This is a genomic window from Campylobacter sp. CFSAN093229 (genome assembly GCF_011068225.1).
Taxonomy (GTDB): Bacteria; Campylobacterota; Campylobacteria; order Campylobacterales; family Campylobacteraceae; genus Campylobacter_D; species Campylobacter_D jejuni.
This window is the reverse complement of sequence record NZ_JAAMXB010000005.1, coordinates 142,949-169,586: the sequence shown is the minus strand read 5'-3', so window position 1 is coordinate 169,586 and position 26,638 is coordinate 142,949. Positions and strand designations below refer to the sequence as shown.

The 26,638-nt window shown below is 29.4% G+C and carries 30 protein-coding genes; 11 read left to right on the top strand and 19 right to left on the bottom strand.

Annotation, left to right across the window (positions count from 1 at the left end):
- Positions 1-21 precede the first annotated feature (21 nt).
- Genes FBE93_RS02895 through wlaTC form a run of 3 tightly spaced genes read left to right on the top strand, consistent with a single transcriptional unit; the run spans position 22 to position 2,700 of the window.
- Complete coding sequence (locus FBE93_RS02895; RefSeq protein ID WP_002866160.1) at positions 22-795, top strand: glycosyltransferase family 25 protein; 774 nt, start codon at positions 22-24, stop codon at positions 793-795.
- Positions 788-1,744, top strand: a complete 957-nt coding sequence (wlaTB, locus tag FBE93_RS02890) for a class E lipooligosaccharide biosynthesis protein WlaTB (RefSeq protein ID WP_165434163.1) — start codon at positions 788-790, stop codon at positions 1,742-1,744. The genes FBE93_RS02895 and wlaTB overlap by 8 nt, the downstream gene beginning before the upstream one ends.
- Positions 1,741-2,700 (top strand): class E lipooligosaccharide biosynthesis protein WlaTC, encoded by a 960-nt coding sequence (gene wlaTC / locus FBE93_RS02885; RefSeq protein ID WP_048818625.1) that lies wholly within the window; start codon positions 1,741-1,743, stop codon positions 2,698-2,700. The genes wlaTB and wlaTC overlap by 4 nt, the downstream gene beginning before the upstream one ends.
- Before the next feature lie 2 nt (positions 2,701-2,702).
- Here the strand turns inward: wlaTC and FBE93_RS02880 are convergent, their stop codons facing one another.
- A complete protein-coding gene (locus FBE93_RS02880; protein WP_002933186.1) occupies positions 2,703-3,521 on the bottom strand; it encodes a glycosyltransferase family 2 protein in 819 nt (272 codons plus the stop codon).
- A gap of 58 nt (positions 3,522-3,579) precedes the next feature.
- Between FBE93_RS02880 and waaF the strand changes: the two genes are divergently transcribed.
- From waaF to FBE93_RS02865, 3 genes are all read left to right on the top strand, one after another.
- Positions 3,580-4,530, top strand: a complete 951-nt coding sequence (waaF, locus tag FBE93_RS02875) for a lipopolysaccharide heptosyltransferase II (RefSeq protein ID WP_002933188.1) — start codon at positions 3,580-3,582, stop codon at positions 4,528-4,530.
- A 51-nt stretch (positions 4,531-4,581) separates the two neighbouring features.
- The gene (locus tag FBE93_RS02870) at positions 4,582-6,081 is read left to right on the top strand and encodes an MBOAT family O-acyltransferase (RefSeq protein WP_002933196.1); all 1,500 of its coding nucleotides are present in this window, start codon (positions 4,582-4,584) and stop codon (positions 6,079-6,081) included.
- Positions 6,082-6,228: 147 nt separating this feature from the next.
- Positions 6,229-7,206 (top strand): hypothetical protein, encoded by a 978-nt coding sequence (locus FBE93_RS02865; RefSeq protein WP_207307190.1) that lies wholly within the window; start codon positions 6,229-6,231, stop codon positions 7,204-7,206.
- A 3-nt stretch (positions 7,207-7,209) separates the two neighbouring features.
- Here the strand turns inward: FBE93_RS02865 and gmhA are convergent, their stop codons facing one another.
- From gmhA to FBE93_RS02845, 4 genes are read right to left on the bottom strand one after another with little or no spacing between them, the layout of a single operon-like run.
- On the bottom strand, positions 7,210-7,770 hold the full coding sequence (gene gmhA / locus FBE93_RS02860; protein WP_059110944.1) for a D-sedoheptulose 7-phosphate isomerase: 561 nt from the start codon (positions 7,768-7,770) through the stop codon (positions 7,210-7,212).
- Positions 7,767-9,152, bottom strand: a complete 1,386-nt coding sequence (rfaE1, locus tag FBE93_RS02855; RefSeq protein ID WP_002933204.1) for a D-glycero-beta-D-manno-heptose-7-phosphate kinase — start codon at positions 9,150-9,152, stop codon at positions 7,767-7,769. The genes gmhA and rfaE1 overlap by 4 nt, the downstream gene beginning before the upstream one ends.
- Positions 9,145-10,098 carry an ADP-glyceromanno-heptose 6-epimerase gene (gene rfaD, locus FBE93_RS02850; RefSeq protein WP_002933207.1) on the bottom strand — a complete coding sequence of 318 codons (954 nt, stop codon included), beginning with the start codon at positions 10,096-10,098 and terminating at the stop codon, positions 9,145-9,147. Before rfaD ends, rfaE1 begins: the two co-directional genes overlap by 8 nt.
- Positions 10,095-10,658: an HAD family hydrolase gene (locus tag FBE93_RS02845; RefSeq protein WP_002933210.1), complete on the bottom strand. Its 564-nt coding sequence runs from the start codon at positions 10,656-10,658 to the stop codon at positions 10,095-10,097. The genes rfaD and FBE93_RS02845 overlap by 4 nt, the downstream gene beginning before the upstream one ends.
- Positions 10,659-10,738: 80 nt before the next feature.
- On the opposite strand from FBE93_RS02845, the gene FBE93_RS02840 reads away from it, so the two are divergent.
- A complete protein-coding gene (locus tag FBE93_RS02840; RefSeq protein ID WP_002852762.1) occupies positions 10,739-11,041 on the top strand; it encodes a cytochrome c in 303 nt (100 codons plus the stop codon).
- A 23-nt stretch (positions 11,042-11,064) separates the two neighbouring features.
- Here FBE93_RS02840 and ccoS read toward each other — a convergent pair whose 3' ends face one another.
- Both ccoS and FBE93_RS02830 read right to left on the bottom strand, forming a co-directional pair.
- Positions 11,065-11,271: a cbb3-type cytochrome oxidase assembly protein CcoS gene (ccoS, locus tag FBE93_RS02835; protein ID WP_002933213.1), complete on the bottom strand. Its 207-nt coding sequence runs from the start codon at positions 11,269-11,271 to the stop codon at positions 11,065-11,067.
- Positions 11,268-13,625, bottom strand: coding sequence for a heavy metal translocating P-type ATPase (locus FBE93_RS02830; RefSeq protein ID WP_072225866.1), 2,358 nt, complete (start codon positions 13,623-13,625; stop codon positions 11,268-11,270). The genes ccoS and FBE93_RS02830 overlap by 4 nt, the downstream gene beginning before the upstream one ends.
- A gap of 108 nt (positions 13,626-13,733) precedes the next feature.
- On the opposite strand from FBE93_RS02830, the gene rho reads away from it, so the two are divergent.
- Together rho and FBE93_RS02820 are read left to right on the top strand one after the other, a co-directional pair.
- Positions 13,734-15,032 (top strand): transcription termination factor Rho, encoded by a 1,299-nt coding sequence (gene rho, locus FBE93_RS02825; protein WP_002853705.1) that lies wholly within the window; start codon positions 13,734-13,736, stop codon positions 15,030-15,032.
- Between the two features lie 3 nt (positions 15,033-15,035).
- Positions 15,036-16,565: a DNA polymerase III subunit gamma/tau gene (locus FBE93_RS02820; protein ID WP_002933222.1), complete on the top strand. Its 1,530-nt coding sequence runs from the start codon at positions 15,036-15,038 to the stop codon at positions 16,563-16,565.
- On the opposite strand, the gene FBE93_RS02815 is transcribed toward FBE93_RS02820, so the two are convergent.
- From FBE93_RS02815 to FBE93_RS02760, 12 genes are all read right to left on the bottom strand, one after another.
- Complete coding sequence (locus FBE93_RS02815) at positions 16,562-17,083, bottom strand: DUF2165 family protein (protein WP_165434161.1); 522 nt, start codon at positions 17,081-17,083, stop codon at positions 16,562-16,564. The genes FBE93_RS02820 and FBE93_RS02815 overlap by 4 nt on opposite strands.
- A 71-nt stretch (positions 17,084-17,154) precedes the next feature.
- Positions 17,155-19,254 carry a copper-translocating P-type ATPase CopA gene (gene copA, locus FBE93_RS02810; protein WP_165434160.1) on the bottom strand — a complete coding sequence of 700 codons (2,100 nt, stop codon included), beginning with the start codon at positions 19,252-19,254 and terminating at the stop codon, positions 17,155-17,157.
- Positions 19,254-19,448, bottom strand: a complete 195-nt coding sequence (locus tag FBE93_RS02805) for a cation transporter (RefSeq protein WP_002933227.1) — start codon at positions 19,446-19,448, stop codon at positions 19,254-19,256. Before FBE93_RS02805 ends, copA begins: the two co-directional genes overlap by 1 nt.
- A complete protein-coding gene (czcD, locus tag FBE93_RS02800) occupies positions 19,438-20,388 on the bottom strand; it encodes a CDF family cation-efflux transporter CzcD (RefSeq protein WP_002933228.1) in 951 nt (316 codons plus the stop codon). The genes FBE93_RS02805 and czcD overlap by 11 nt, the downstream gene beginning before the upstream one ends.
- Before the next feature lie 74 nt (positions 20,389-20,462).
- Entirely contained in the window at positions 20,463-20,726 is a 264-nt protein-coding gene (locus FBE93_RS02795) for a zf-TFIIB domain-containing protein (protein WP_002933229.1), read from the bottom strand.
- Positions 20,727-20,795: 69 nt separating this feature from the next.
- Complete coding sequence (locus FBE93_RS02790) at positions 20,796-21,290, bottom strand: threonine/serine exporter family protein (RefSeq protein WP_002853757.1); 495 nt, start codon at positions 21,288-21,290, stop codon at positions 20,796-20,798.
- Positions 21,287-22,063, bottom strand: coding sequence for a threonine/serine exporter ThrE family protein (locus FBE93_RS02785; RefSeq protein WP_002933231.1), 777 nt, complete (start codon positions 22,061-22,063; stop codon positions 21,287-21,289). The genes FBE93_RS02790 and FBE93_RS02785 overlap by 4 nt, the downstream gene beginning before the upstream one ends.
- Positions 22,064-22,144: 81 nt before the next feature.
- Positions 22,145-22,744, bottom strand: coding sequence for a DedA family protein (locus tag FBE93_RS02780; RefSeq protein WP_002933233.1), 600 nt, complete (start codon positions 22,742-22,744; stop codon positions 22,145-22,147).
- Positions 22,745-22,823: 79 nt separating this feature from the next.
- On the bottom strand, positions 22,824-23,051 hold the full coding sequence (locus FBE93_RS02775) for a hypothetical protein (RefSeq protein WP_002822505.1): 228 nt from the start codon (positions 23,049-23,051) through the stop codon (positions 22,824-22,826).
- A 10-nt stretch (positions 23,052-23,061) separates the two neighbouring features.
- Entirely contained in the window at positions 23,062-24,513 is a 1,452-nt protein-coding gene (locus tag FBE93_RS02770) for a DUF3373 family protein (RefSeq protein ID WP_165434159.1), read from the bottom strand.
- Positions 24,514-24,668: 155 nt separating this feature from the next.
- Complete coding sequence (locus FBE93_RS02765) at positions 24,669-25,151, bottom strand: peptidylprolyl isomerase (RefSeq protein WP_002933238.1); 483 nt, start codon at positions 25,149-25,151, stop codon at positions 24,669-24,671.
- Positions 25,152-25,160: 9 nt separating this feature from the next.
- Positions 25,161-25,868, bottom strand: coding sequence for a YebC/PmpR family DNA-binding transcriptional regulator (locus FBE93_RS02760; protein WP_002933240.1), 708 nt, complete (start codon positions 25,866-25,868; stop codon positions 25,161-25,163).
- A 108-nt stretch (positions 25,869-25,976) separates the two neighbouring features.
- On the opposite strand from FBE93_RS02760, the gene FBE93_RS02755 reads away from it, so the two are divergent.
- Positions 25,977-26,318 (top strand): multidrug efflux SMR transporter, encoded by a 342-nt coding sequence (locus FBE93_RS02755; RefSeq protein ID WP_002783013.1) that lies wholly within the window; start codon positions 25,977-25,979, stop codon positions 26,316-26,318.
- Positions 26,318-26,626 carry a multidrug efflux SMR transporter gene (locus FBE93_RS02750; RefSeq protein WP_002933241.1) on the top strand — a complete coding sequence of 103 codons (309 nt, stop codon included), beginning with the start codon at positions 26,318-26,320 and terminating at the stop codon, positions 26,624-26,626. Before FBE93_RS02755 ends, FBE93_RS02750 begins: the two co-directional genes overlap by 1 nt.
- Positions 26,627-26,638: the final 12 nt, after the last annotated feature.

Below are 26,638 nucleotides of genomic sequence, written 5' to 3'. Positions count from 1 at the left end.
TATTATGATAGGTTTTTATTTATGAAATTTTTTATAATCAATTTAAAAATAGCCAAAGATAGAAAAGAATATATGCAGAATTTATGTTTAAAGCATAACTTAGATTATGAAATCATACAAGCTGTTGATGGAAAAGAGTTGGATAGTGATTTTGTAAAAAATATTAGTGATTTTTCTTTATCGGAAAAATATTTAGGTAGAACTTTAAGTCTTGGTGAGATAGGGTGTGCTTTATCCCATAAAAAATGTTTTGAAAGAATGTTTGAGTTAAATTTAAATGAGTGTTTGATATTGGAAGATGATGCTTATTTTGATGAAAAATTAAATTATATTTTAAGTTTAAAAGATAAATTTCCAAAAGATTTAGAATTATTCCTACTTGGTCATTATAGGCAGGTTTATTTAGACGATGGATTTCGTATAGAAAGCCCATTTTCTTTAAGATATGATTATAAAATAGATGATTTTTATCATGCAAAAAGATTAGTTGGTGGTGGCAATGGAACCCATGGATATTATATCAATAAAAATGGTGCCTTAAAAATGTATAAATACTTAGAAAAAATAATATTTCCATATGATCATTGTACTAGTAATGATAATATAATAAATGTATATGCTTTATATCCTGTTGTTATAACTACTGATGAGATATTTGGAGCCCAAACTTATGTGCAAGATGATAATAAAAGAAGATATAGAAAAAGAAGTAAAATTTCAAAATATATAAAAAAGATAAAAAATAAAATCATATTTTTTATACCTAGTTTAAAAAAATTGAGAAAATATGAATAATTTTGTATTATGTAGCTTGTATTTTATTTATTCTGCATTTTTCTTAAATAAACATAGAAGAATTATAAAAGGTAAGATCTTACATCAAAAAGAACATGAGAATATAGCTAATTATTTGGAAAATGCTTATATAAAAAAATACTTTGAAAATAAATTAGATGACATACAGATAAAAAAAACACGGAATATAAATGGTAAAAAAATAATATGGCAATTTTGGTATCAAGGTATTGATAATGCACCTTGCATTATAAAAAAGTGTTTTAAATCTGTTCAAAAATATAAAGGTAATTATGAAGTTGTTTTACTTGATAAAGATAATATAAAAGATTATTTAATATTTCCTGATTTTATTTATCAAAAAATTGATGATAAAAAATTTGGAGAAAAAACGATAACTATTTTTTCTGATTTATTAAGAGTTTCTTTGCTCAATAATTATGGTGGAATTTGGCTAGACGCTGGTATGTTTTTAAGCGGAGAAATTCAAAAAGAAATTTTAGATCAAGATTTTTTTATTTTTCATAGATCTACAAAAAAACCGCAAGATTACAAAAATTGGATAAATTTTAATTATAATTTTTTTTCTTGGGATGAGAAATTTAAAGTTAATATTGTAAATGGTTTTATATTATCAAATAAAAATAATGAGATTATGAAGATAATGCAAGATATATTGATTAATTATTGGAAATATGAGAATAAATTAGTATATTATTTTATGTTTCAAATATTGTTTGACACCTTAAAGAAAAAGTATTTAAATTTAAATTTATACATAACAAATGATACAGATATTCATCTCTTGCAATATCATGCAAAAGATAAATATAGTGATAAATTATGGAATGATATAAAAAATAAAACAAGCATACATTCATTAAAAATTTTTAAAAAAATTAGAAAACATTCCATGATAGATAAAATATTATTTAAGGATACAATATGATCGATAATGAAATTACGATAGTAACAGCTTTTTATGATATAGGTAGAAAAGATATTAAAAATTTTGAAAGAGATAATGATAAATATTTATCTTATTTTGATTTTTTAGCAGGTATCAAAAATAAAATGATTATATACACCCAAGAAAATATAAAGGAAAAAATTTTAGATACAAGAAAAAAACATAATTTAGAAGACAAAACCATAATAATAACCAAAGAATTACAAGAATTTGATGAGCAAGGTTATAAAAAAATAATAGATACTTTTAAAAACTATGATCAAAGTATAAATAGAAAAAATCCAAACAATATAGAATGTATTTCTCCTATGTATTGCTACCTTATGTATTTAAAACCTTTTTTTGTATGTGATGCTATACAAAGAGGTTTGACTGATGAGAATATAATGTGGCTTGATTTTGGTTTTAATCATGGAGGAAATTTTTTCGTAGATAAAGATCAATTTAACTTTTATCTACAAAAACAAAATAGTATAGATGAAAATAAAATTAATCTCTTTTCAATAAAAAATGATGATAAACAAACTTTAGCAAACATTTACTTTTCCATGGAAACATTTTTAATGGGTGGTATTATATTCGCAAAATCAAAAAATTGGCTCTTATTTAAACATCATATGCAAAAATGTATAAAATATTTTACCTCATTTGGAATAATTGATGACGATCAAATAATGCTTCTATGGTGTGCTAGAAATTATCGAAAAAATTATAACATTATAAAAGTTTATTTTTGGTTTGATTCTTTATATCATTTTATACCACAAAATATTGCAAAAAAATTAAAAATAAATACAAATCAAATTAAGTATTATAAAATAATCAAAGAAAAATTAAAAGAAGATTTTAATAATAAAAATATAAAAAATATATTTATAAATTTAATTAAATATTGCTATTTTAAATTTATAAATAAAAATCATAAAGTATTATAAAGCTAAATCTTATTTGCTCTCATACATAAACTCTTTTCCTCTCTCTCTAAAACTTCAAATAATTTCTGATGAAATTCATCAAGTAAAAACTCTCTGGAGAGTCTTTTTATGATTTCATTACTTTTCTTTTTATCTTGATAATTTTGATTTAAAATTTCTTGATTTTTATTCTCATATCTTCCATTTGGATTAAATTCATAATGATAAATGCAAGTTTTAAAAACAGCTATTTTCTCACAAAACATAAAATAAACATAACAAAAAAGCACATCTTCGCCATAGCTCAAACGCTCATCTATTTTAATTTTTTTAAAACTTTTTAAGATGATATCTTTTCTAAAACACTTAGCCCAAACCGACCAGCAAAAATGCCTTTGTTTGCTTAAGAATTCCAAAAATTCCTTTTGATTAAAAAGCTCATCTTGTTTAAAACGATAAAATTGTTTGGTTTTTACCCTATGCACAAAGGCATCAAAACAAAGCAAATCAAAACCTTTTTTCATCTCTTTAAACGCTATTTCACAAGCATCAGGTGTTAAAAAATCATCACTATCTAAAAACATTATAAAATCAGATCTAGAATGCAAAACTCCCAAATTTCTACTTGCAAAAGTTCCTAAATTTTCTTCATTTTGAAAGATTTTTATCCTTGGATCTTTTTTGGCGAACTCTAAAACTATATTTAAACTATTATCTTTACTTTTATCATCGATAATCAAAATTTCAATATCTTTTAAAGTCTGATTTATACAACTTTGCAAAGCTCTTAAGATAAAATCATAAGAATTAAAAAGCGGGATTATGATAGAAAGTTGTGACATATTTTTCCTAAATTTTGTTAAAATAATAAAAACAATTCTATCAAAGTTTAGGAAATTTATGAAAATTTTTATACATCTTCCCACTTGGCTAGGCGATGCAGTGATGGCTTCACCTGCTTTATACACTATAAAAGAACATTTTAAAAATGCCCAATTTATCCTTTATGGCTCTTTGGTTTCCACAGCACTTTTTAAAGAATTTCCTAATTCTAAAATCATCATAGAAAATAAACAATCTCGCTACAAACAAGCCCTATCTTTACACAAAGAACTTGGTAAAATTGATCTTAGCTTTGCTTTTAGATCTGCGTTTTCTTCTAAGATTATCTTACATATTCTTAAAACAAAACAAAGATATTTTTTTGACAAAAATAAGCACAAAGAAGAACATCAAGTTTTAAAATATCTTTATTTTATAGAAAACTCACTTAGTATAAAAGCTCATTCTAAAGACTTAAAGCTTCCCTTTAAGCTAAAATTTCAAAACCCTCTTGTCTTAAAAAATGGTAAAAAAATTCTAGGACTCAACCCTGGTGCAAGTTTTGGAAGTGCAAAAAGATGGGATGCGAGTTATTTTGCTAAAGTGGCTTTAAATTTCAGTCAAAGTCATGAAATTTTAATCTTTGGCGCAGGAAAAGCCGAACAAGAACTTTGTAATGAAATTTATCAAATTTTAAAAGAACAAAACATAAAAGTAAAAAATCTTTGCAATAAAACCACCATCAAAACCCTTTGTCAAAATATCGCTTTTTGCGATCTTTTTATCACAAATGACAGTGGTCCTATGCACCTAAGTGCAGTTTATAAGGTAAAAACCGTAGCTATTTTTGGCCCCACAAAATTTACCCAAACTTCACCTTGGCAAAACGAAAACGCAACATTAGTGCATTTAGATCTAGCTTGTATGCCTTGTATGCAAAAAACCTGTCCTTTAAAACACCATAAATGTATGAAAGATTTAAAGCCTGAAAGAGTGATAGAAGAAATTAAAAAATTAAGCACCCCATAAAAAAATTTTAGTTAGAATAAAAAACTATTGTAAAATTTTATAAGGTTGTTTATGCTTTTTAGCTCTTTTATTTTTATTTTTGCCTTCTTGCCTTTAACCTTGGTAGGCTTTTACATATTAAAAGCTTTGCAATATTATACAAGTGCAAAAGTATTTTTAATTTTAGCTAGTTTATTTTTTTACGCCTATTTTAAAATTGATTATATTTTTATCTTAGCCTTTTCAACCTTGGTAAATTTTTTTCTTGCAAACCTTATCTTAAGAAAGGAAAATAGTGGGGGAGGGTATACTTTACTTTATCTAGGTATTATCTTCAACCTTTGCTTACTAGCAATCTTTAAATATACAGACTTTTTTTTAGAAAACTTTAATCTTTTTTCTAAACTTGTTCATTTAGACTTTAATATTCCTTTGCCACATATTTTATTACCTTTAGGAATTTCATTTTTCACTTTTCAACAAATTGCATTTTTGGTGGACTGCTATAAAAAAAGCAATATTGAAGATTTATTAGAAAATAAAAAAGTTGATTTTATAGATTATTGCTTATTTATCAGTTTTTTTCCACAACTGATCGCAGGTCCTATAGTCCATCATAAAGAAATGATGCCGCAATTTCATTCTTTACTTAATAAAGAAAAGGCTTTAATCGATTGGGAATTAATGGCAAAAGGCTTGTTTATATTTTCTATAGGACTTTTTAAAAAAGTTTACATAGCTGATAGTTTTGCTTCTTGGGCAAATGCAGGATTTACAGTTGTACAAAATGGAAATTTTTTAAATATTTTCGAAGCTTGGGCGACAAGCCTTTCGTATACTTTTCAACTTTATTTTGATTTTAGTGGATATTGTGATATGGCAATAGGATTAGCTCTTTTTTTCGGTATAGTTTTACCTATAAATTTTAATTCTCCATATAAAGCTTTAAATATTGCTGATTTTTGGCGAAAATGGCATATTACTTTAGGAAGATTTTTAAAAGATTATTTATATATCCCTCTTGGAGGAAATCGCTTTGGAAAATTTATCAATCTACGAAATCTTTTTATCGTAGCTTTTTTAAGCGGAGTATGGCATGGAGCCGGATGGGGTTTTGTTATATGGGGAATTTTACACGCTATAGCTATGATAAGCCATAGAATTTATAGTTTTTGGGCTAAAGGCAAAACTTTTTTAAATTCGAAAATTTATAAAATTATATCTTGGTTTATCACTTTCAATTTTATCAATATAGCTTGGATTTTCTTTAGAAGTGAAAATTTGCAAGGAGCTATCAACTTTTTAAAATCAATGTTTGGAGTAGTTTGGGTGGAATTGCCATTAAAATTCAAAGCAGGGATTTTATTTAAAAAAATAGGCGGAAATGATACAATGGTAGGTTTTATTTTAGTCTCCTTTATACTATGTATTTGTTTTAAAAATAGCATTAATATGCTTCAAGATTTTAAACCAAGCTTTAAAAATTCTCTTATTGTAATGTTTTTATTTTATATAGCTTTAATTACTCTCATTGCTATACCATATACTGAATTTATCTATTTTAACTTTTAAGGAAAAACATTGTTCACTTCTAATAAAAAATTCATTCTTTTTTCTTTATTATGTCCTTTGCCTCTCATACTAATTCTTTTTACATTGCTTTATATTCGCGATCCTTTTTGGTTCTTTCATCCACCATATTTTAGAAAAGAAACTTACATGAAAGATATGAGAATGCAAGCTAGAGGACTCATTCTGTATAAAGATTTTGATTCTGCTATAGTAGGTACTTCTATGCTTGAAAATACCTCAGCTAAAGAAGCAAATAAAAAACTAGGAGGTAATTGGATAAATCTATCTTTAGGTGGAAGCACATTTGCATTAAGAGCGGTAATTTTAGATTATTTATTTAAACATAAAGATATTAAAAACATTATTTATTCTTTAGACATCAGAGCTTTAAATGAACTTGAAACACCCAAAGACAAAAACTTTATTTCACTCTACAATGATAAAACTATTGATTTATTTAAATTATATCTCTCAAGTCGTTTTATTAACTGTGCTATATTTTTTTCAAAAAAAGAGAAATGTATAGGAAAAGATAATTTAGATACTTTAACAAATTGGTTTTTAGAAAATAAAAACCAATTTGGAGGTATTGAATACTGGAGTAAAGAATGGTGGCATGATAAAAATTTTCAAAATGAAATTTTACAAGCTCAAAATTTTCAACCAAATTTTGATATAGATATTTCACATTTTAAAAATTATACAAAAAAATATCTCTTAAGTTTTATTAAAAAATATCAAAAAACGCAGTTTTATCTTATTATACCAAGTTATTCAAGATTAAACTATAGAAAACTCAGTTATGGGGAATATTATAATAAAGATAGTGCTCTATTTTCAAACTATTATGCTATTGTAAGTTGGATTATACAAGAAACTCAAAAATATCCTAATGTAAAAATATATGGATTTGATGATTTGGACTACGCTGACAACATAAAAAATTATAAAGATCCTGTACACTACAATACTGATATGAACTCTATGCAACTTAATGCCATAAGAGATAATACGCATATTTTAAATACCCAAAATATAGTTAAATATCTTAATACAATGGAAAGAAAAATTAAAGAATTTGACTTAACACCATTTGTAGAGTATATAAAAAATCAAAATTTTTGAAAATTAAAAGCTCTCATCTATAATCTGACAAAGTGTATGTATAATCAAAATGTGCACTTCTTGAATTCTAGCCGTATCATCGCTTGGTACAACAAGATTATAATCGCAAAGTTTATTCATCATTCCACCGCCTTTTCCGCTAAGTCCTAAACAAAGTATATTAAGCTCTTTTGCTTTTTTAAAAGCTTCTAAAACATTAGGGCTTTTTCCACTGGTTGAAATACCAATTAAAACATCATTTTCATTTCCTAAAGCTTCCACTTGTCTTGAAAAAACAAACTCAAAACCATAGTCATTTCCTATAGCACTAAGTGCTGAAGTATCTGTTGTAAGCGCTATACCTGCCAAAGCTTTGCGTTCTTTTTTATAACGCCCACTAAGCTCAGCTGCAAAATGCTGGGCATCAGCTGCACTTCCACCATTTCCACAAATCAAAATCTTGCCACCTTTTTTAAGACACTCGCACAAAAGCTCACCTACTTTAGCAATTTGCCCTTTTAAAATTTCACTTTCTTGAATGATTTTTTGATGCTCTTGCCATTCTTTTTCTACTAAATTTATCATTTTTTATCCTTTATTTTTTCTATGATCTTACTCGTACTAAAACCCTCTTCAAAGTCGATTAATTCAACCTTTGAAACAATATCCGCACCCACCACAAGCTTATCTTTATAATCCGCCCCTTTAACCAAAATATCAGGCTTTAAAAAACTTATAAGTTCCAAAGGCGTATCTTCATCAAAAATCACTACAAAATCCACAAAATAAAAAGCTGCCAACATACAAGCTCTTTGAAACTCTGAATTTATAGGACGACTCTCGCCTTTGAGTCTTTTCACGCTCACATCCGAATTTAAACCTACAACTAAAATATCACCCAATCTTTTAGCTTTTTCAAGATATTTTATATGCCCAAAATGCACTATATCAAAACAACCATTTGTAAAAACGATCTTTTTATCATTTTGTCTTAAAAGCATTAAAAGTTCTTCTTTGCTTTTGATTTTTTTCTCAAAATCCACACGCTTAAAACTCTTAATCTCATCAAAACTTACACTCACGCTACCTATTTTACTCACCACAACGGCTGCAGCCTCATTAGCAAGCTCGCAAGCTTTAAAAATTTCAATCTTATTTGCCAAGCAAAAAGCTAAAACCGCAATCACACTATCGCCTGCTCCTGTTACATCATAAACCTCTAAAGCCTTAGCAGGTACTATTTTTAAACTCTCATCAAAAAGTGCAATTCCAGCTTCTGAAAGAGTGATGATAGAATAACGCAAAGAAAAGTCTTCTTTTAATTTTTTAATACCCTTTTCTAAATTTTCTCCCTCTAAATTTTCAAATTTCAAAGCTTCTAAAGCTTCTTTTTTATTAGGCGTGAGTAAAGTTGCACCGCTGTATTTGCTAAAATCACTGCCTTTAGGATCAACTAAAACAGGGATATTTAAAGCATTAGCTTTTTCTATCAAAGCCTTGCAAACCTTAGGTGTTAAAATACCTTTAGCATAATCACTTAAAATCACAGCTTTAAATTCTTTAATCTTTTCATCAAATAAACTTATAAGTTCATCTTCGAGCAAAATTACACTTGTATCTTCTTTATCTAGTCTTAACACTTGTTGATTATGTACCATAATGCGGTTTTTAAAAGGAGTTTTACGTCCTTTTTGGATTAAGAATTCTCCTTTTAAATTTTCTTTTAAAAATTTTCCATTCTCATCATCGCCTATAACACCAAGCGCAAAAACATCAGCTCCTAAGCTTTTTAAATTTGCATAAACATTCGCAGCCCCGCCTAATCTTTTATCTTCTTTTAAATTTTTAGCTACTAAAACAGGAGCTTCAGGGCTCACACGCGAACAATCACACCAAGTGTAATTATCCACCATAAAATCACCTATAATTAAAATTTTAGGTTTTTGCTGGCTTAAAAACTCAAGCATTTACTTCCTTTTCAAAAAGTCTTTTAATTTCTACTAGATAATCTTTTATTCCCTCTTCAAGACTGAATTTTGGCTTATAATCCCAAGTTTGATCTAGCTTTGCTTCAGTGTGAAATTGATAAGATTTTACATAAGGATTTGGGATATATTCACAAGGTAGATTAGTATCTAGTTCTTTTTGTAAAATATCGACTATATCTTGAAAAGTCCTTGCCTTACCACTGCCTACATTATAAACCCCGCATTTTGAATCAAGGGCGATTAAATTGGCACTAATAACATCTTTAATATAGGTAAAATCTCTATAAATTTGATCACTACCTTGAAACAAGCGTGGATTTTTCCCAGCTAAAATTTGATGACCAAATTGCAAAACCATAGAAGCGGTTTTATTTTTATAAAATTCACCTTTTCCATAAATATTAAAATATCTAAGTCCTACTAAATGGGCTTTATCGTAGTATTTTTTTGCTAACTTATCCATCATCAATTTTGAAAAAGCATAAGGATTTTTAGGTTCTTCATCTTTGCCGACGGTTTGTGGACTTTTTGCATCACCATAAACCGAAGCTGAACTTGCATAAATAAGTTTTGCATGAAGTTTGATGCTTAACTCTATCAAGTCTTTAAAAGTATTTAAATTAGTTTGTAAAATCTTAGTTTGATCAAAAACTGTTGTATCTGAAATCGCTGCTTGATGAAAAATAATCTCTGGTTTAAAATCTTCAATTTTTTTCAAAACTTTTTCATCATTTATATCGCCCACAAAAAGTTCTCCATCAAATTCAAGCAAATTTTTAAAATGACCAAAACTTTGCAAATTTCCATTTTCAAAAATCAAGCTGCTACGCATTTTATCAATGATTAGAATTTCATGTTTTTTTTGTAAATTTAAAGCCAATTGCGAGCCTATAAACCCTGCACCACCTGTAATCACTATTTTCATGAATTTTCCTTTTTTCTAAAAAAGTTCAAAATTTCTTTTAAATTTGTAAATTGTCTAAAAAAATTACCCTCTTTTTTTTCCTTGTTAACTAAGATTAAAGTACCAATATTAGCATTTAACCCCGCTTGCATATCGCTTAGATTATCACCTATAAAGATAGAATTTTTCATATCTAGCTTAAACTCATCTTTTGCTTTTAAAAGCATTCCTGCTTTAGGTTTACGACACCCACAACCTTCTAAATGCGGACAATGGTAAATTTTATTAATTTTTATATCTTGTTTGGCAAATTCTTTAAGCATATAATCACAAAGTTTGAAAAAATCACTTTCTTTATAATATCCTCTTGCTATGCCTGATTGATTTGTCGCTATAAAAAGCAAATAATTTTTAGCTAAAAAATATCTACAAAGCTCAAAAATTCCATCACAAAATTCGAAATCTTCTATTTTATAGACATATTTTTTATCTATATTAATCACACCGTCTCTATCTAAAAATAATGCTTTTGTTTTCATAAAAACATTATAATATAGCTTTTTTAAAAAGAAAATAAACATTATCTTTAATTTCTTAAGATTTTTATAAAAATAAAGATATATAATACCTAGTAATCTAATTTTTACTAAGGAGAAAACAAATGAAAAAATTATTAGTAGTTTCTGCTTTGGCATGTCTTGGCGTTTCTGCTTTTGCTGCAGATGGTGCTACACTTTTTAAAAAGTGTGCAGTATGTCATGGTGCAAATGCTGACAAAGTTTACTTAAACAAAGTTCCAGCTTTAAAAACTCTTTCTTCTGCTGAAAGACTTCAATACATGAAAGAATACTCAGAAGGCAAAAGAAATGCTTATGGTCAAGGTGCGATCATGAAACTTAACCTTAAAGGTTTAACTGAAGAAGATTTTAAAGCTATCGAAGCTCATATTGAAACTTTAAAATAATTTCTAAAAAAGGCTTTCCTTATTTAAGAAAGCCTTTTTTTATCCAAAGCTTCTTTTTTACGCCTTTCTAATTCTATAGCATCACGTAACGAATCCTCATCATCATTTAAAGTAGTAAATTTATAATCATCATCAAATTGTTTATTTTTTATCCCCCAAAGCAAAGTTGCCAAAATGATAAAAAACACTAAGATAGAAACTCCTATCATCATCATGATTATACTATTCATTCTTTAATCCTTAAAGCATTTAAGATTACTACTATACTACTAAAAGACATAGAAATAGCAGCAAACAAAGGATTTATAATACCTAAAAAAGCTAAAGGTATAGTACAAGCATTATAGAACAAAGAAAAAGTAAGATTTTGTTTAATTACTTTAAAAGTATTTTTAGATAATTTTAAAGCTTTTTTTAAAGAAAATAAATCATTTTTTAAAAGCAAAACATCACTACTTTCAATAGCTAAATCACTTCCTTCTCTTAAAGTCATCGAAACACTTGCGTATTTTAAAGCTAATGCATCATTTACCCCATCACCTACAAATAAAACTTTGTAATTTTTACTCAAATTTTCTATAACTTTCATCTTATCTTCAGGTAAGCAAGAAGCTTGATAATTTTGAATTTCTAATTTTTTAGCGATTTTTTCCACTGCTTTTTGATGATCGCCACTTAGTATCATTAATTCTTTTTTTTCTTTTTTAAGATAAGCGATAAGCTCTTTTGCACCCTCTCTTAAAACACTATCAAACTCAAAAAAAGCTAAAATTTTACCCTCTTTGGCAAAAATAAAATGCGTATTATCAAATTCTTTAGTTGCAATACCCTTTTCTTGTAAAAATTTAGAACTTCCACCTAAAAGCAACCCTTTATTTAACTCAGCGCTTAAACCTTTAGCTTGAATGCTTGAATGCTTTTTAAAATCCAAATTTAAATCCTTAGCTCCTTTTTGCTTTAAATACGACGCAATATTTTGAGAAATAGGATGCTTAGAAAGCTTAACAAAATTATAAATTTCATCTAAATTAAGCAACTTATCTAAAAAAACTTCTTTAATCTCAAGTTCGATTTTAGTTAAAATACCTGTTTTATCAAATACTATATAATCGCATTTACTTAAATCTTCTATCACACTAGAACTTTTAAATAAAATATGTTTTTTCAAAGCTCTACCTAAAGCTACAAGATTGCTTACTGGCGTTGCTAAAGCCAAGGCACAAGGACAAGCAATAATCAAAACAGAAATTGCATTGACTAAAGAAAGTTCAAAACTTGCTTCTTTATAAAGAAACCAAAAATTAAAACAAACAAAAGCTACAAATAAAACTGTTCTGGAAAAATAAATCGAAAGACTATTGACTAAACTTTCAAGCCTTGCCTTTTTAGAACTTGCAAGTTCTAAAAGCTGGATAATTTGACTGAGTTTTGAATCTTTATAAAGCTTTGTTGCTTCATACTCCACACTTCCATCAAGCACTATACAAGCTGAAAAAATTTCATCTTCTTTTTGTATGAGTTTTGGAGTATTTTCTCCATTTAAAGAAGAGGTATCTACACTCATTTCACCACTTTTACAAATTCCATCGATTAAGATTTTATCTCCAGTTTTAAGTAAAATTCTATCGCCCAAACAAACCTTTTGCACTTCTTTAGGAACAAATTCCTTGCCATTAAAAACCAAAACTTCATTTTGCAAAAAATCATTAAGTCCATCTATAGTATCTAAAGCACGTTTTTTACTAAACATCTCAAGATATCTGCCTATAAAAACAAAACAAATTATCATGGCCACAGAGTCAAAATACACCTCTCCCACTCTAAAAAACATAGCCCATAAAGAATAAATATAAGCCAAACTTGCTCCACTAATAACCAATACATCCATATTTAAACTATGCATTTTTAAAGCTTTTAAAGCACTTTTATAAAAATGAGATCCCGTATAAAAAAGCACAGGAGAGCAAAGGATAAATTCAGCAAAATTTAAAATATCCTTAGTATCCTTATCCATACCGCTAAAAAATCCTGCGTATTTTGCTACCGCTATCCACATGACATTCATCACACAAGCTATAGCCACAACAAGCTTAGAATAAAATTCCCTTTTTAATAAATCCGCTTTTTTTGAAGCCTTGCTTGCATCATAAGCACTCGCTTTATAACCTATACTTTCAATAAGTCTTAAAATTTGCACCAAAGAAATACTTTGTTCGTCAAAAACAATGCGTGCTTTATGGCTTAAGTGATTGATATCAAGCTCTAAAATTCCTTCTTGCTTGGTTAAAATTTTCTCATTAAGCCACACACAAGCTGCACATTCTATACCGTGTATCATGAGATAAATTTCACTAAATCCTTCTTTGGTTTTAGTGACAAACTCATCATAATTTTTCATTTCATTTTGAAAATTTACAGGGCTTAAAGTTTGATTTCCAAGCTTTTCATAAAACTCATCTAATCCACTTTCATGCAAAATTTCCCAAACGCTCTCACAACCCTTACAACAAAAAAATTTACCCTTATACTCTATCATTTGGGCTTGTTTATAATCAAGTTTACAATGTTCACATTTCATAATCATTCTTTAAAAAAATATTTTTTATAATTATAAACAAATTTGACAAAAAGTGCATTTTTTTACTAAAATCACATTTTACAAAAAATATTCTGCTAAATCTTACGAGGACTTATGGAAAAAGAAAAAAAACAACATCAAAGAACCCACGTTCCAGTGGAAGGTTATAAAATCGAAGAATTAAAATTATTAGATTTAGAAAATCTAGTTAAAATCGCCAATGAATGTGAAATCGAAAACCCAAGAGAATTTCGCCGCCAAGAACTTATTTTTGAAATTTTAAAAGCACAAACAAAAAAAGGTGGTTTTATACTTTTTACAGGAATTTTAGAAATTTCTTCTGAAGGTTATGGCTTTCTAAGAGGTATGGATTCCAATCTTAGCGATAGTGTTAATGACGCTTATGTTTCAAATTCACAAATTAGAAAATTTGCTCTGCGTGTAGGCGATATCGTTACAGGACAAGTTAGAGAACCTAAAGATCAAGAAAAATATTACGCTCTTTTAAAAATCGAAGCAATTAACTATTTACCTTTACAAGAAGCCAAAGAAAGGCCTTTGTTTGACAACCTAACTCCTATTTTTCCAACAGAAAAAATCAAACTCGAATACGATGCTATGAAGCTTACGGGTCGTGTTTTGGATCTTTTTACTCCTATAGGAAAAGGACAACGTGGGCTCATCGTTGCTCCACCACGCACAGGTAAAACAGAACTTATGAAAGAACTTGCTACTGCTATTGCAAAAAACCACCCAGAAATGCATTTAATCGTGCTTTTAGTCGATGAAAGACCTGAAGAAGTTACCGATATGCAAAGATGTGTAAAAGGCGAAGTTTTTAGTTCTACTTTTGATTTGCCTGCTTATAATCATGTGCGTGTAGCTGAGCTCGTGATAGAAAAAGCCAAAAGAATGGTAGAAACAGGCAAAGATGTTATCATCTTACTTGATAGTATCACAAGACTTGCACGTGCTTACAATACTGCAACTCCAAGCAGTGGAAAAGTCCTAAGCGGTGGGGTGGATGCTAATGCCCTACACAAACCAAAACGCTTCTTTGGTGCAGCTAGAAATATAGAAAATGGAGGCTCTTTAACCATAGTTGCTACAGCTTTAATTGACACAGGCTCAAGAATGGATGATGTGATTTTTGAAGAATTTAAAGGCACAGGAAATAGCGAAATAGTTCTTGATAGAAATATCGCTGATAGAAGAATTTATCCTGCGATTAATATCATCAAATCAGGAACAAGAAAAGAAGAATTACTCCAAGGCGTGGCGAATCTTCAAAAAATTTGGGCGATCCGTTCAGCGATTTCTCAAATGGATGATGTTGAGGCATTGAAATTTTTATATTCTAAAATGCTTAAAACCAAAGACAATGTAGAACTTTTATCTATAATGAACGAGTAGAAAATGCTTCAAGCTTTAGCGATTAAGTATAGACCTAAAACCTTTGATGAACTCATAGGACAAAAAACAGTTAGCGTAAGTTTAAAATACGCTCTAAATCATAATCGCTTAGCTCATGCTTATCTTTTTTCAGGACTTAGAGGAAGTGGAAAAACTTCAAGTGCTAGAATTTTTTCTCGTGCTTTAGTTTGTGAACAAGGGCCAAGTGATACTCCATGTGGCACTTGCAAACACTGTCTTGCGGCACTTGAAGGCAAACATATAGACATTATAGAAATGGACGCTGCAAGCAACCGTGGACTTGAAGACATACAAGCTTTAATCGAACAAACTAAATACACCCCTTCTATGGCAAGATTTAAAATTTTCATCATCGATGAAGTACACATGCTTACCCCACAGGCTGCAAATGCGCTTTTAAAAACCTTAGAAGAACCCCCAAGTTATGTTAAATTTATACTCGCAACCACAGATCCTTTAAAACTTCCTGCAACGGTACTTTCAAGAACACAACATTTTCGCTTTAAACAAATTCCACAGAGTGAAATTTTAAATCATCTTAAAAAAATTTTACTTAAAGAAAATGTTAAATTTGAAGAAGAAGCTTTAAAATTCATAGCAAGAAGTGGCAATGGATCTTTAAGAGATACCTTAACCTTACTTGATCAAGCCATTATTTTTTGTCAAAATGAAATCAGTATTAGTAAAATTACAGATATGCTAGGATTTTTAGATCCTGAAAAAATCAAAGCCTTTTATCGGGCTATCTTAACAAAAGACAAAGAAAAAGTTTTTGCGTATCTAGAAGAATTGCAAGACTATGAAGCCTCAAGCGTGATTGATGAAATGCTTTTTTATTTAAAAGAAAGTTTTTTTGCAAAAAGTACAGAATTTTCTACTTTAATTTATGAAAGATTTTTCCGTATTTTATCAAAAGCTAAAAATATGCTTTGCGATGATGATGGCTTTACGCTTTGTGTTATGGCTTTTATGATGATGGAAGCAAGCTATTTAAAAGAAATTGACACACAAATCCAAGAAATCAAACAAGAAAATACAACAAATATTACACCTAAGATCACACCTTCTCCTATCATACCTAATCTTGAGAAAAAAATAGAAAAAAATGCTTATGAAATCTTGCTTGATAGTATTTATGATAGGGATTTTGATCTTGCAGAATGCTTTAAACAAAGCACAAAATTGATTAGTTTTGAAAACAATACCTTAAATATAAGCTCAAACGCACAAGGACAAAATCGCGATACACTCAATAAAGGTTTTAAACTCATACAAGAACTTTTTAAAGCTAAATTTGGAGAAAATGCTAAAATTAATGTGCAAAAAGCACTAACAATTGATGAAAATAAGCTTCAATCCTTAACTCAAGAATTACCAAACAATGAAAATAAAAACATAGATATTCAAAGTTCTATTAATATGCTTAAAGAAGGGGCCAAAAAATTTGACCCACAAGAAGATCTTAAAGAGGCTCTTAAAGATTGTTTTGGAGAGCCTAGTATAGAAAATTAATTATCATTTTTAAGAGAGATGAAAATCAAAGCTAAAAACATATAAGTTACCAATCTTGTAGCATCAGGTAAACCGTTCCAAACCTTGCTCATCCACATTCCAAACCATTCTGCAGCAACTACTTGGAAAGCAAAAAACCATAAAATACAACAACAAGTTAAAGAAATAATCCCAAAAATCTTAGCATTATGAAAGCTTTGGGTATCTAAATTTCTAGCTTTAAACATATCATAAGCACCTTTTAGAGCTGTTAAGGTAATAAAAGTTTCAAAAAGAATAATTGCTATATAGCCTATATGATGAATCACAGGAGAAGTAATAGCCCTATAAACTATAGCATTACCTAAATAATCAGGCTTTGTATCCATACTCATCACATGCGAAACAAATTGGAAATTAGAATTGTAATCTGTCACATTTCCAAAAACCACTATACCTGCTAACGATGCAACGGTAAGCAAAATAATAATTTTTGAAAATCTAATCATTTTGCTTATGCAAAAACATTTTTGTTGCATTTATACTCTTTTAATAATATATTTTTGTAATATTAATTATATATAATATATTATTAATAAAAATTAAATTTTTAAATTCTTTTAAGTCTTAAAGAATTAAGCACTACAGTAACAGAACTAAAACACATTGCAAGTGCTGCTATATGAGGACTTAAAGTGATAAAAGGTACAAATCCTGCCGCAATAGGAATGCAAAGCACATTATAAATAAAAGCCCAAAAAAGATTTAGCTTAATAATACTGCGTGTTTTTTTAGCAAGTTTAAAACATTTAAAAATCGCCGATAAATCATCTTTTATCAAGATAAAATCCCCTGTTTTTTTTGCAAGTTCATTTGCCTTTGAAAAACTCATACTCACACTTGCAGCAGATAAAGCCGCCGCATCATTGATCCCATCTCCTACAAAAAGAGTTTTTTTAAATTTTTGAATGATTTGTAGCTTTTCTTCACTCTTAAGTTGAGCATAAAATTCGTCTATTTGTAATTCTTTGGCTATTTTTTCTACATTTTTTACATGATCACCACTTAAAATAAAAGTTTTAAGATTTTGCTTTTTTAAATTTAACACAAGCTCTTTGGCTCCATCTTTTAAAGCATTGCTTAACAAAACACCACCTAAACACTTTTTATTCTTAGCAAAATACACCCTAACATATTCTTTAAAAGTATCAAAAAAGATATCACTTTCTTTTGTGTCAATTTCATTTTCGTGCAAAAACTTCGCACTACCTGCGAGATAAATATCACTATCTTCTTTGTATTTTATGCCAGAACCCACAATCACTCTCCCTTCACCCTTTAAATCAAAAATTTGATCTTTATGCAAAGCCTTAGCTATAGGATGAGAGCTTAAATTTTCAATTTGACATAATTTATCAAAATCATCTTTAGAAAGATTGTGTTTAAAAATACTCAAATTTTCCTTTGTCAATGTACCCGTTTTATCAAAAAAAGCATACTTGACTAAGGCTAATTTTTCTAAAGCGGCAGGATTTTTAATAAGAATGAAATTTTTTGCCGCATTTGCACTTGCCACAACCAAAGCTATAGGTGTTGCAAGCCCTAAAGCACAAGGACAAGAGATCAAAAGCACAGCACAAGAGTGTAAAAAAGCTGTATTTAAATCTGCTTTTACCACCCAAAAAACAAAAACTAAAAAAGCAAAAAATATTATACCCCCTACAAAGTATTTAGAAATTTGATCTGCTAAATTTGCCAAAGGACTTTTGATATTTCCTGCTTCAAAAACCAGATTTTTGATTTGTTCTAAAGTACTATCCATAGCCTTTTTATTTGCTTTGATCCTTAAAGCACCATTTAAAACTACTGCTCCTGCTTGAACTTCATCGCCTTCTTTTTTTAAAACAGGCAAAAACTCCCCATTTAAAAAACTCATATCAAGCTCTGCGCTTCCTAAAAGCACCACTCCATCTGCAACAATGCTTTCTCCTTCTTTTACCAAAAGCACATCGCCACTTTTGACAAAAGAACTTGGAATTTCTTTAATACTTTCATCTTCAAGCAAAATTTTTGTCTTTTTTGTGTCTATATTTTCTAAAATCCTTTGATAATCTTGTGCTTTAAATTTAGCCTTACTTTCAAGATATTTTCCTAAAAGCACAAAGGAAATAATCATCATTGCACCACTAAAATACAAATCTTCTTCTTTAAAAATTTGCAAATACACTAAAAAAGAATACACAAAAGCACTCAAAGTCCCCAAAGCTACAAGGGTATTCATATCTAAATTTTTGCTTTTAAGGCCTAAAAAAGCATGAGAAAAAAAGTCTCTCCCGCAATAAAATATCCCAAAAAAACTCAAAGCCATTTGGATATTTTGTGAAAAAGAACTTTTAACAAACATTTCAAAATACATAATAATCACGCTCAAAACTATACTTAAGAGCAAATTTTTTCTTAATTCTAAGTGTTTTTTTGCCTTGTATGCATTCAAGCTTTGTTCATCTTCTAAAATTTCAAAGCCTAAATTTTTAATTTTTGCAATAATATCTTTGCGTTTTTCTTGATTTTCAAGTAAAAAAACCCCGCTAGAATTCACATAAGAAACGCTAGCATCTTTAACACCATCAATTTTTTTACAAGATCTTTCTATGGCATTAGAACAATTAACGCAAGTCATTTTACCTATTTTTATACGCAATTCTTCCATTATAAACGCTCCACAATCTCAAAACCTAAATCTTGAAATTCTTTTGTAAATTTTGATACTTGATTTTCTTCTAAATTTAAACTTAAAATTTTTTGCTCCAAATCCACTTCTATATTTCCAAATTCATCTTCAAGAGAATTTTTAATCAAATTTACACAATTCATGCAATTAACATTTTTTACTTTAAATTTCATTTTCACTCCTTATAGGTTGTATAGTAATGTGTCCGATTTCAAATTCATGTAGTAATTTATGGGATAAATCCTGAGATAGTTTTTCAAATTCCTTTAGATCACAAACTTTCACTTTTAAATGCATAGAAGCTACTAGCATTTTATTGGTAATTTGAGTAATATGCAAATCCACCACCTCATCCACACTAGGATTTAAAAGCAAAACTTGTTTTACTTTTTCTATATCCACAGGAGAACTTTCAAGCAAGACATTAGCGCTTTGTTTAAGCAAGATAATCGCCCATCTTAAAAGCAAGATTGATAATACAATAGCTAAAATCGTATCTATATAAACAATACCGCTAAAATACACCACTATTCCACCTATAATAACCGCTAAAGAACCCAATAAATCGCTCATCATATGTAAAAAAGCGGATTTCATATTGACATTTTCTAAATTTGCACCCTTAAACATCATCAAAGCATTAACCCCGTTTACCAAAAAGCCTAAAATAGCTACAATTATCATGGTTTTAGCGTCAATTTCTTTTGGATTAATAAATTTTTCTATAGCCTCATAAATGATAAATAAAGCCGATAAAATAATGGTTAAAGCATTGATAAAAGCCACTAAAACTTCAAGACGAAAATACCCAAAGGTCTTTTGATGATCTTGCCATTTTTCTACAGCTATAATGGCTAAAAAACTAAGAGCTAAGGCAAAAACATCAGAAAACATATGCAAAGTATCGCTTAAAAGTGCCAAAGAATTTGAAAGGATTGAATAAATAAATTGCACAAGCATCATAGAAAAAGTCATTAAAAGAGAAATTTTTAAAATCTTTTTATCCATACTCCTTGCATCAGCATGGGAATGATGATGTTCATGAGAATGTTCTTCGTGATTATGATGACAAGATTTGTTAGCTAAAGGCTCGTGTGATAAAAATTTATACATCTTATATCCTTTTTGCTTGACATTTTAAGATATTAAGCTAAAAAAGATATAAATATTTGTTATTTTTATAAAAATTAAAAGTCAAAAAGCTCACCTAGCCAACTTTCTTTCTTTTTCTTTTTATAGTAATCATTGTGCTGATGATAAGCTGAGTCATTATATCTTGACTCTTGTCTTGGAGCTTGGTTAAAATTTGCTGTATTAGGGACACTGCGTTCTATGATTTTGTCAAGTTCTCCACGATCAAGCCAAACGCCACGACACTTTGGACAATAATCAATCTCAACTCCACTTCTATCACTCATAATCAAATCTACATTACAAACTGGACATAACATACAATACCTTTTTTTAAATTTTTGATTTAAAATTATAAAAAGAAATATTAAACAAATTTACAACAAGTTTTAATGTTTTTTTGCATGTCTAGTCATCATAAAACTTTGTTCAAAAAATATAAGCAAAGTAACGCTCACTCCTATAGCTAAAGCCAAAGTCACAGAAACGGTTGTAAAAAAATAATCAAAAAATTGAACCAAAAATTCAGACTTAGCCTTCAAATCATCACTGCGTATAAAAGAAATAAGATACAAAATCGCTTTATAAGCATAAATTCCAGGTATCATAGGAATAAGAGCAGGAAAAGCGATAATTTCAGCAGGGGTTTTGATGATTTTTGCTAAAGCAATTCCTAAACATCCTATGCAAAATGAGGCAACAAAAGTTGCAATTGCTAAAGTTTGAAAATGAAAATATTCCACCAAGGTAAAACGAAGCCCATGTGCAATTGCCGCTAAAAGAGCAGATAAAATAAGGGTTTTTAAAGGTGGATTGCAAGCATAAGCAAAGCCAAATCCCGCCACAGCAGCAAAAAACATATCTCTTAAAATAAATTCAATCATCTTAAAATCCCAAAATCTGAAATACTAAGCGTCATGTAAATTCCAAGTGCTATACAACAAATCAAAATAGCCACGCTGATAATACGACTAAACCCCATTAAAATATGATCTTTTAATATATCAATCACAGAATTTATAAAAAATACCCCTGGTATAAGATACAAGATACTAGAACCCAAAGCCACATCAGAGGTATTGGTATATCCCATATCCAGTCCAAAAAATACAAACCACGATGAGACAAAAGAACAAAGGATGTATTGAATTCTTAAATCAATCTTCGCTTTAGTTAAAATATATCTTAACAACAATCCCACAAAAGTTGCAAAAAACACTAAATTTCCAGCGCCAAAATCACCGCCAAAAAGCCTACAAAAAGCCGAATTTGCCATAGAAACAAATAAAAGATTAAGCAAATAAGAATGCTTTTTTTGTTGAGAAATTTGCTCAAAAACGACTTTTGCTTTTTCAAGATCGTATTTGTGATCATATATAGCCCAGCTTAAAGCGCTTAAATCAAAAATAAGCTTAAAATTAACATGGGCATGATGATTAGGTATAACATAAGTTCTTTGAATGGAGTTATCATCTATATCTACAATATTTAAAGTAATATGATGAAAAAAGAAATTGATATTGATCTCATAGCCATAAACCTCGGCTATTCTTCCTACGCATTTTGCTACCCTAGCTGTATAAGTTCCAGCGCTTAATAAAGTTTTAGCATATACGATTAAAAAATTAGTTAATCTTTGTATATCAGGTTTTTCCATATTTTAATCATCTTTAATTTGAATTTATTATAATTATAGCAAATTTGAAAATAATAAAGAAAAAAATATTTACAATTTAAATCATTTACTAAAAGGCTTTTTGATTTTGATATAAATTAAGCTTGCGAAAATCACAAAAATAATTATAATGATTAAAATTTGAGTTAAATAAGTTTTAATCAACTCTTCATTTTGTCCTATATAATAACCCAAAAATACAAGTATAGCCACCCAAATAGCACTACCAAGCGCAGTAAAAAGTATAAAATTTACAAGTTTCATTTTTACCAAACCTGCGGGCATAGAGATGTACTGACGAATTCCTGGTAAAAGACGACAAGTAAAGGTTGAAAATTCCCCATGTTTGTTAAAAAATTCTTCAAATTTAGCAAATTTGGCTTCATTTATACCAAAATACTTACCCCATTTTAATACAAAATTTTTACCCCAAAAAAAGCAAATATAATAATTAATCAAAGCCCCTAAAACAGAACCTAAAGTCCCACTAAGTATACAAAGAGTAATATCAAGTTCACCTTTATGTGCTAAATATCCAGCAGGTATCATAACAACTTCACTTGGAAAAGGTATAAAACAACTCTCTAAGGTCATTAAGATAATAATACCCAAATACCCCCAAGCACTAGCCGTCTCAACAATAAAAGAAATGATTTCTTGCATATTAGCCTTATTTGAAGAAAATTTTAAAAAATTGTAGCTAAAAAATTAAACAGTAAAAAGCGGTTTTACACCGCTTTTTTTATTTACCTGCAACTGAAACTTGATTTGGATTGTCTGCTGCACGAGCGATCATGCACTCTTTTAAAACAGCAGCATCAGCTGGATCACTAACTTTTTTATTAATCCAACGTTCAACTTGTTTCATTGTTTTTGACTCTGGCTCTGGAGCTTCGTATTTTGCCATCAAACTTGCACAATCAGCCAAAGCAATGATAGGTAATAAACTTGCAAAAAGTATTTTTCTCATCTTTTGCTCCTTAGAATTTTACATTATACATTAACATGATATTATCAGCTCTTGCTTTATCTTTTTTCGCTCCACCAAATGGTAAGCCACGATTTCCCCATTTATTTTGGATATTGGTATAGCTTAAGCGCAAGAATTGATATCTATCAAGTTGATAAATCACATAAACATCGTGAGCCGTTCCTCTTGTCATTCTTATATTAAGCGGATCATTAATACTTGGACGGCTCATAGTATACCAGTATCTACTTCCCCAGAAGAACTCATACCCTACTTTTAAAGCCTTAGTAAAATCATAGCGTCCACCTACATGTACCGCATAGCCATCTTCTTCATTAAACTTGCCATCGCCATAACCTTGACTTTTAAGAATTCCACTTAATGTCGAACTTAATTGATTGTTATTCCCGTGAGAATAACCCAAAGATACAAAATAATTAAAATTCGTTCCAAAAGCTTTGTAATTTTCAAAATGAAGATTTGCTATAGTTAAATCTCCTAAATTTACCACACCATCATCATCAAGAATAGTAGTAGCACCGCCACCACTACCAGGTAAAGCAATTGGACCATTGTTAAGCGGCAAAGCAAAATCGCTTAAATATGCAATATTAAATAATATTAAATTATCTCCCATGCCTTCTATAGGAAGCTCTCCTTCTACTGCAGCATAGTAAAGATTTGCATCAGCATCTTTTTGATCGCTCATCCAGTCTCTTACCTTGCCTTCTTCATCCCATTGATAAGTTTTACCATAAGCTGCACGGATAGCCACTTTATGATCTTGCAAACTTTCAGGTTTATAAGTGATCACCGCTGCATCACCTAGAGCATTGATTGCTAAGGCTGGATAAGTGGATTGTCTTAAAGCATTGTTTCTAAGATTACTTCCTGGACCATCAGTTCCTGGCTGTCTTCCTACAGTCGCAATCCACTCAGGCGTGATATAGTAATCAAGATAAGCTCTATCTACATAAAGTACAGGCCCACTTGTTCTTGTATTTCTTCCTGCATCTAAGTCATAAGGAGTGCCACTCCAAGCCATTTGAGACCAATTTTTAGCCATAGATAAACGACCGTAGAATTTTGTTTTATCATTAATATCAGCATTCATATTTAAATGAAGCTCATTCATCCACTTGTTATTGGCACTATAATCTTGTCCGCCAACTTTATAATTTGTATTTGAAACCGCTGTTGAAAACTCAAGTCCAAATTTAACCTTGCTTAAAGCAGCTTGAAATTCTGTTTCATCAGCTCTATCATTAAGATCAGCAAGTTCGGCTTTTACAGCTTCATTTTGCTTAGCTTGAGCTTCTCTTTCTTTTCTGATTTGTGCAAGTTCAGCTTGAATTTGTGCAAGCTGTTTTTGAAGCTTGGTTATTTCATCATCTGTATTTTTAGCAAAAAGTGAAGATGAAAGAAGACAAGCACTTAAAATAAGTGAAAACTTAGTTTTCATAATCATAACTCCTTGTAATTTTGTTGCATTTAACTGAAATAAAATTATAATTATAGAAAAAAAAGCTTTAAAAAAAATTATGTGTTAATTATTTTTAGCTAGTCAAACTTATGGACTAGCTTTGTAAATTATAGTTTCAAAAAAGTTTTAAAATTTTAAATTTTATCGCAAATTTTTATATCTAGAATTTTATCTCCTTGGCGTATAGAGTCTAAAACTTCTAAACTTTCCTTATCTTTTGGATCAATTTGCCCAAAAACAGTATGAACTCCATCTAAATGAGCTTGAGGGCTGTGACAAATAAAAAATTGAGAGCCACCCGTATCGCGTCCTGCGTGTGCCATAGATAAAGTTCCACGCTCATGTTTATGTTCTTGATCATCACATTCACAAATGATTTCATATCCAGGTCCACCTATACCATTGCCGTGCGGACAACCTCCTTGTATAACAAAATTTGGGATCACACGATGAAAATTTAAATCTTTATAAAATCCTTCATTAGCCAAAGTAGCAAAATTACAAACCGTTTGTGGAGCCTCATCGCCAAAAAGTTTTAGTTTCATTGTGCCTTTTTCAGTTTCTATGAGAGCAAATTTGTATTCATTTACTTTGCTTGTGTCAATTGTTTTTATCATTATTTCTCCTTAATCTATATTTGTATAAACAGCTTGAACATCATCATCATCATCTAACTTATCTAAAAGTTTTTCTATATCGCTAAGCTGTTCTTCGCTAAAGCTTACAGGATTGTTTGGTATGTATTCAAGTCCTGCTTTTTTAAGAACTAAACCCTTAGCTTCTATAGCAGAACTTAGCTCACCAAAGGCAGTATAATTACCGCTAATTACCAACTCTTCTTCATTTTGTTCTAATTCTTCAAGTCCTGCATCGATCAAATCAAGTTCTAATTCTTCTAAATCTCCTGCAAATTTTTCAAGATGAAAAACCGCTTTTCTAGTAAACATAAAGCCTAAAGATCCATTTTGTAAAACTTCTCCACCATTTTTACTAAAAATGGCTTTAACATTAGCCACGGTGCGTGTAGGGTTATCGCTCATACATTCAACTATAACTAAAGCTCCATGTGCAGCTTTTCCTTCATAATGAATGTTTTTAATATCTACGCTATCTTTTCCACTTGCACGCTTAATAGCTGCATCTATATTATCTTTTGGCATATTATTTGCTTTTGCTGTAGCTATAGCACTTCTTAATTTTGGATTCATATCAGGATCGGTGCCACCTTCTTTAGCGGCTACTTGTATGGCTTTAGCAAGCTTAGGAAAAAGCTTACTCATTTTATCCCATCTAGCCTCTTTAGAAGCTCTTCGGTATTCAAACGCTCGTCCCATAAATTCTCACTTTCTTTAAAGATTTTTAAACTTAAAAGTATAAACTAAAAAGGCTAATTAAAGCTTTAAATGGTATGATTTTACCATTTATTTTTGGGGAGAAGCTTTTTGAATATCGCAAAAAAAGAACTTTTTGTTGCTTGGTTTTTCTTGATTGCTGCTATTGTATTTGAAGTTTTAGGCACTAGTTTTTTAAAAATGGAAAATCAAATTTTAGGCTATATATTTATGGCTTTATTTATAGCTTTTTCTTATTTTTTTATGGGTAAGGCGATTAAAAAAATTCAAGTAGGCATAGCCTATGCTGTATGGGAACTTTTAGGGATTATTCTTATACTTTTAGTTTCTTTTATAGTTTTTAAAGAGAGTTTAACCTTAACTCAAATTCTAGGCATTATTCTTTCTATCGTTGGAATTATCATGATTAACATAGGCGAGGTTAAAGAATAATGTATATTTTTATCATTATTCTATCGGCATTGTTAGATATCGTAGCAAATTTATTACTAAAAAAATCAGATGGTTTTAAGCATAAAATTTGGGGCTTGGCTGCTATTATCAATGCTATACTTGCTTTTTTTCTACTTTCTTTTTCTTTAAAATATGTTCCTTTAAGCATAGCTTACTCAACTTGGGGTGCTATAGGCATCATAGGAACTTGCCTTGGTGGATGGATTTTATATAAAGAAAAATTAAACAAAATAGGAATTTTAGGTATCATTATCGTAATAATAGCAGTATTTTTGCTAAATTATTAAAACAGCAAAATG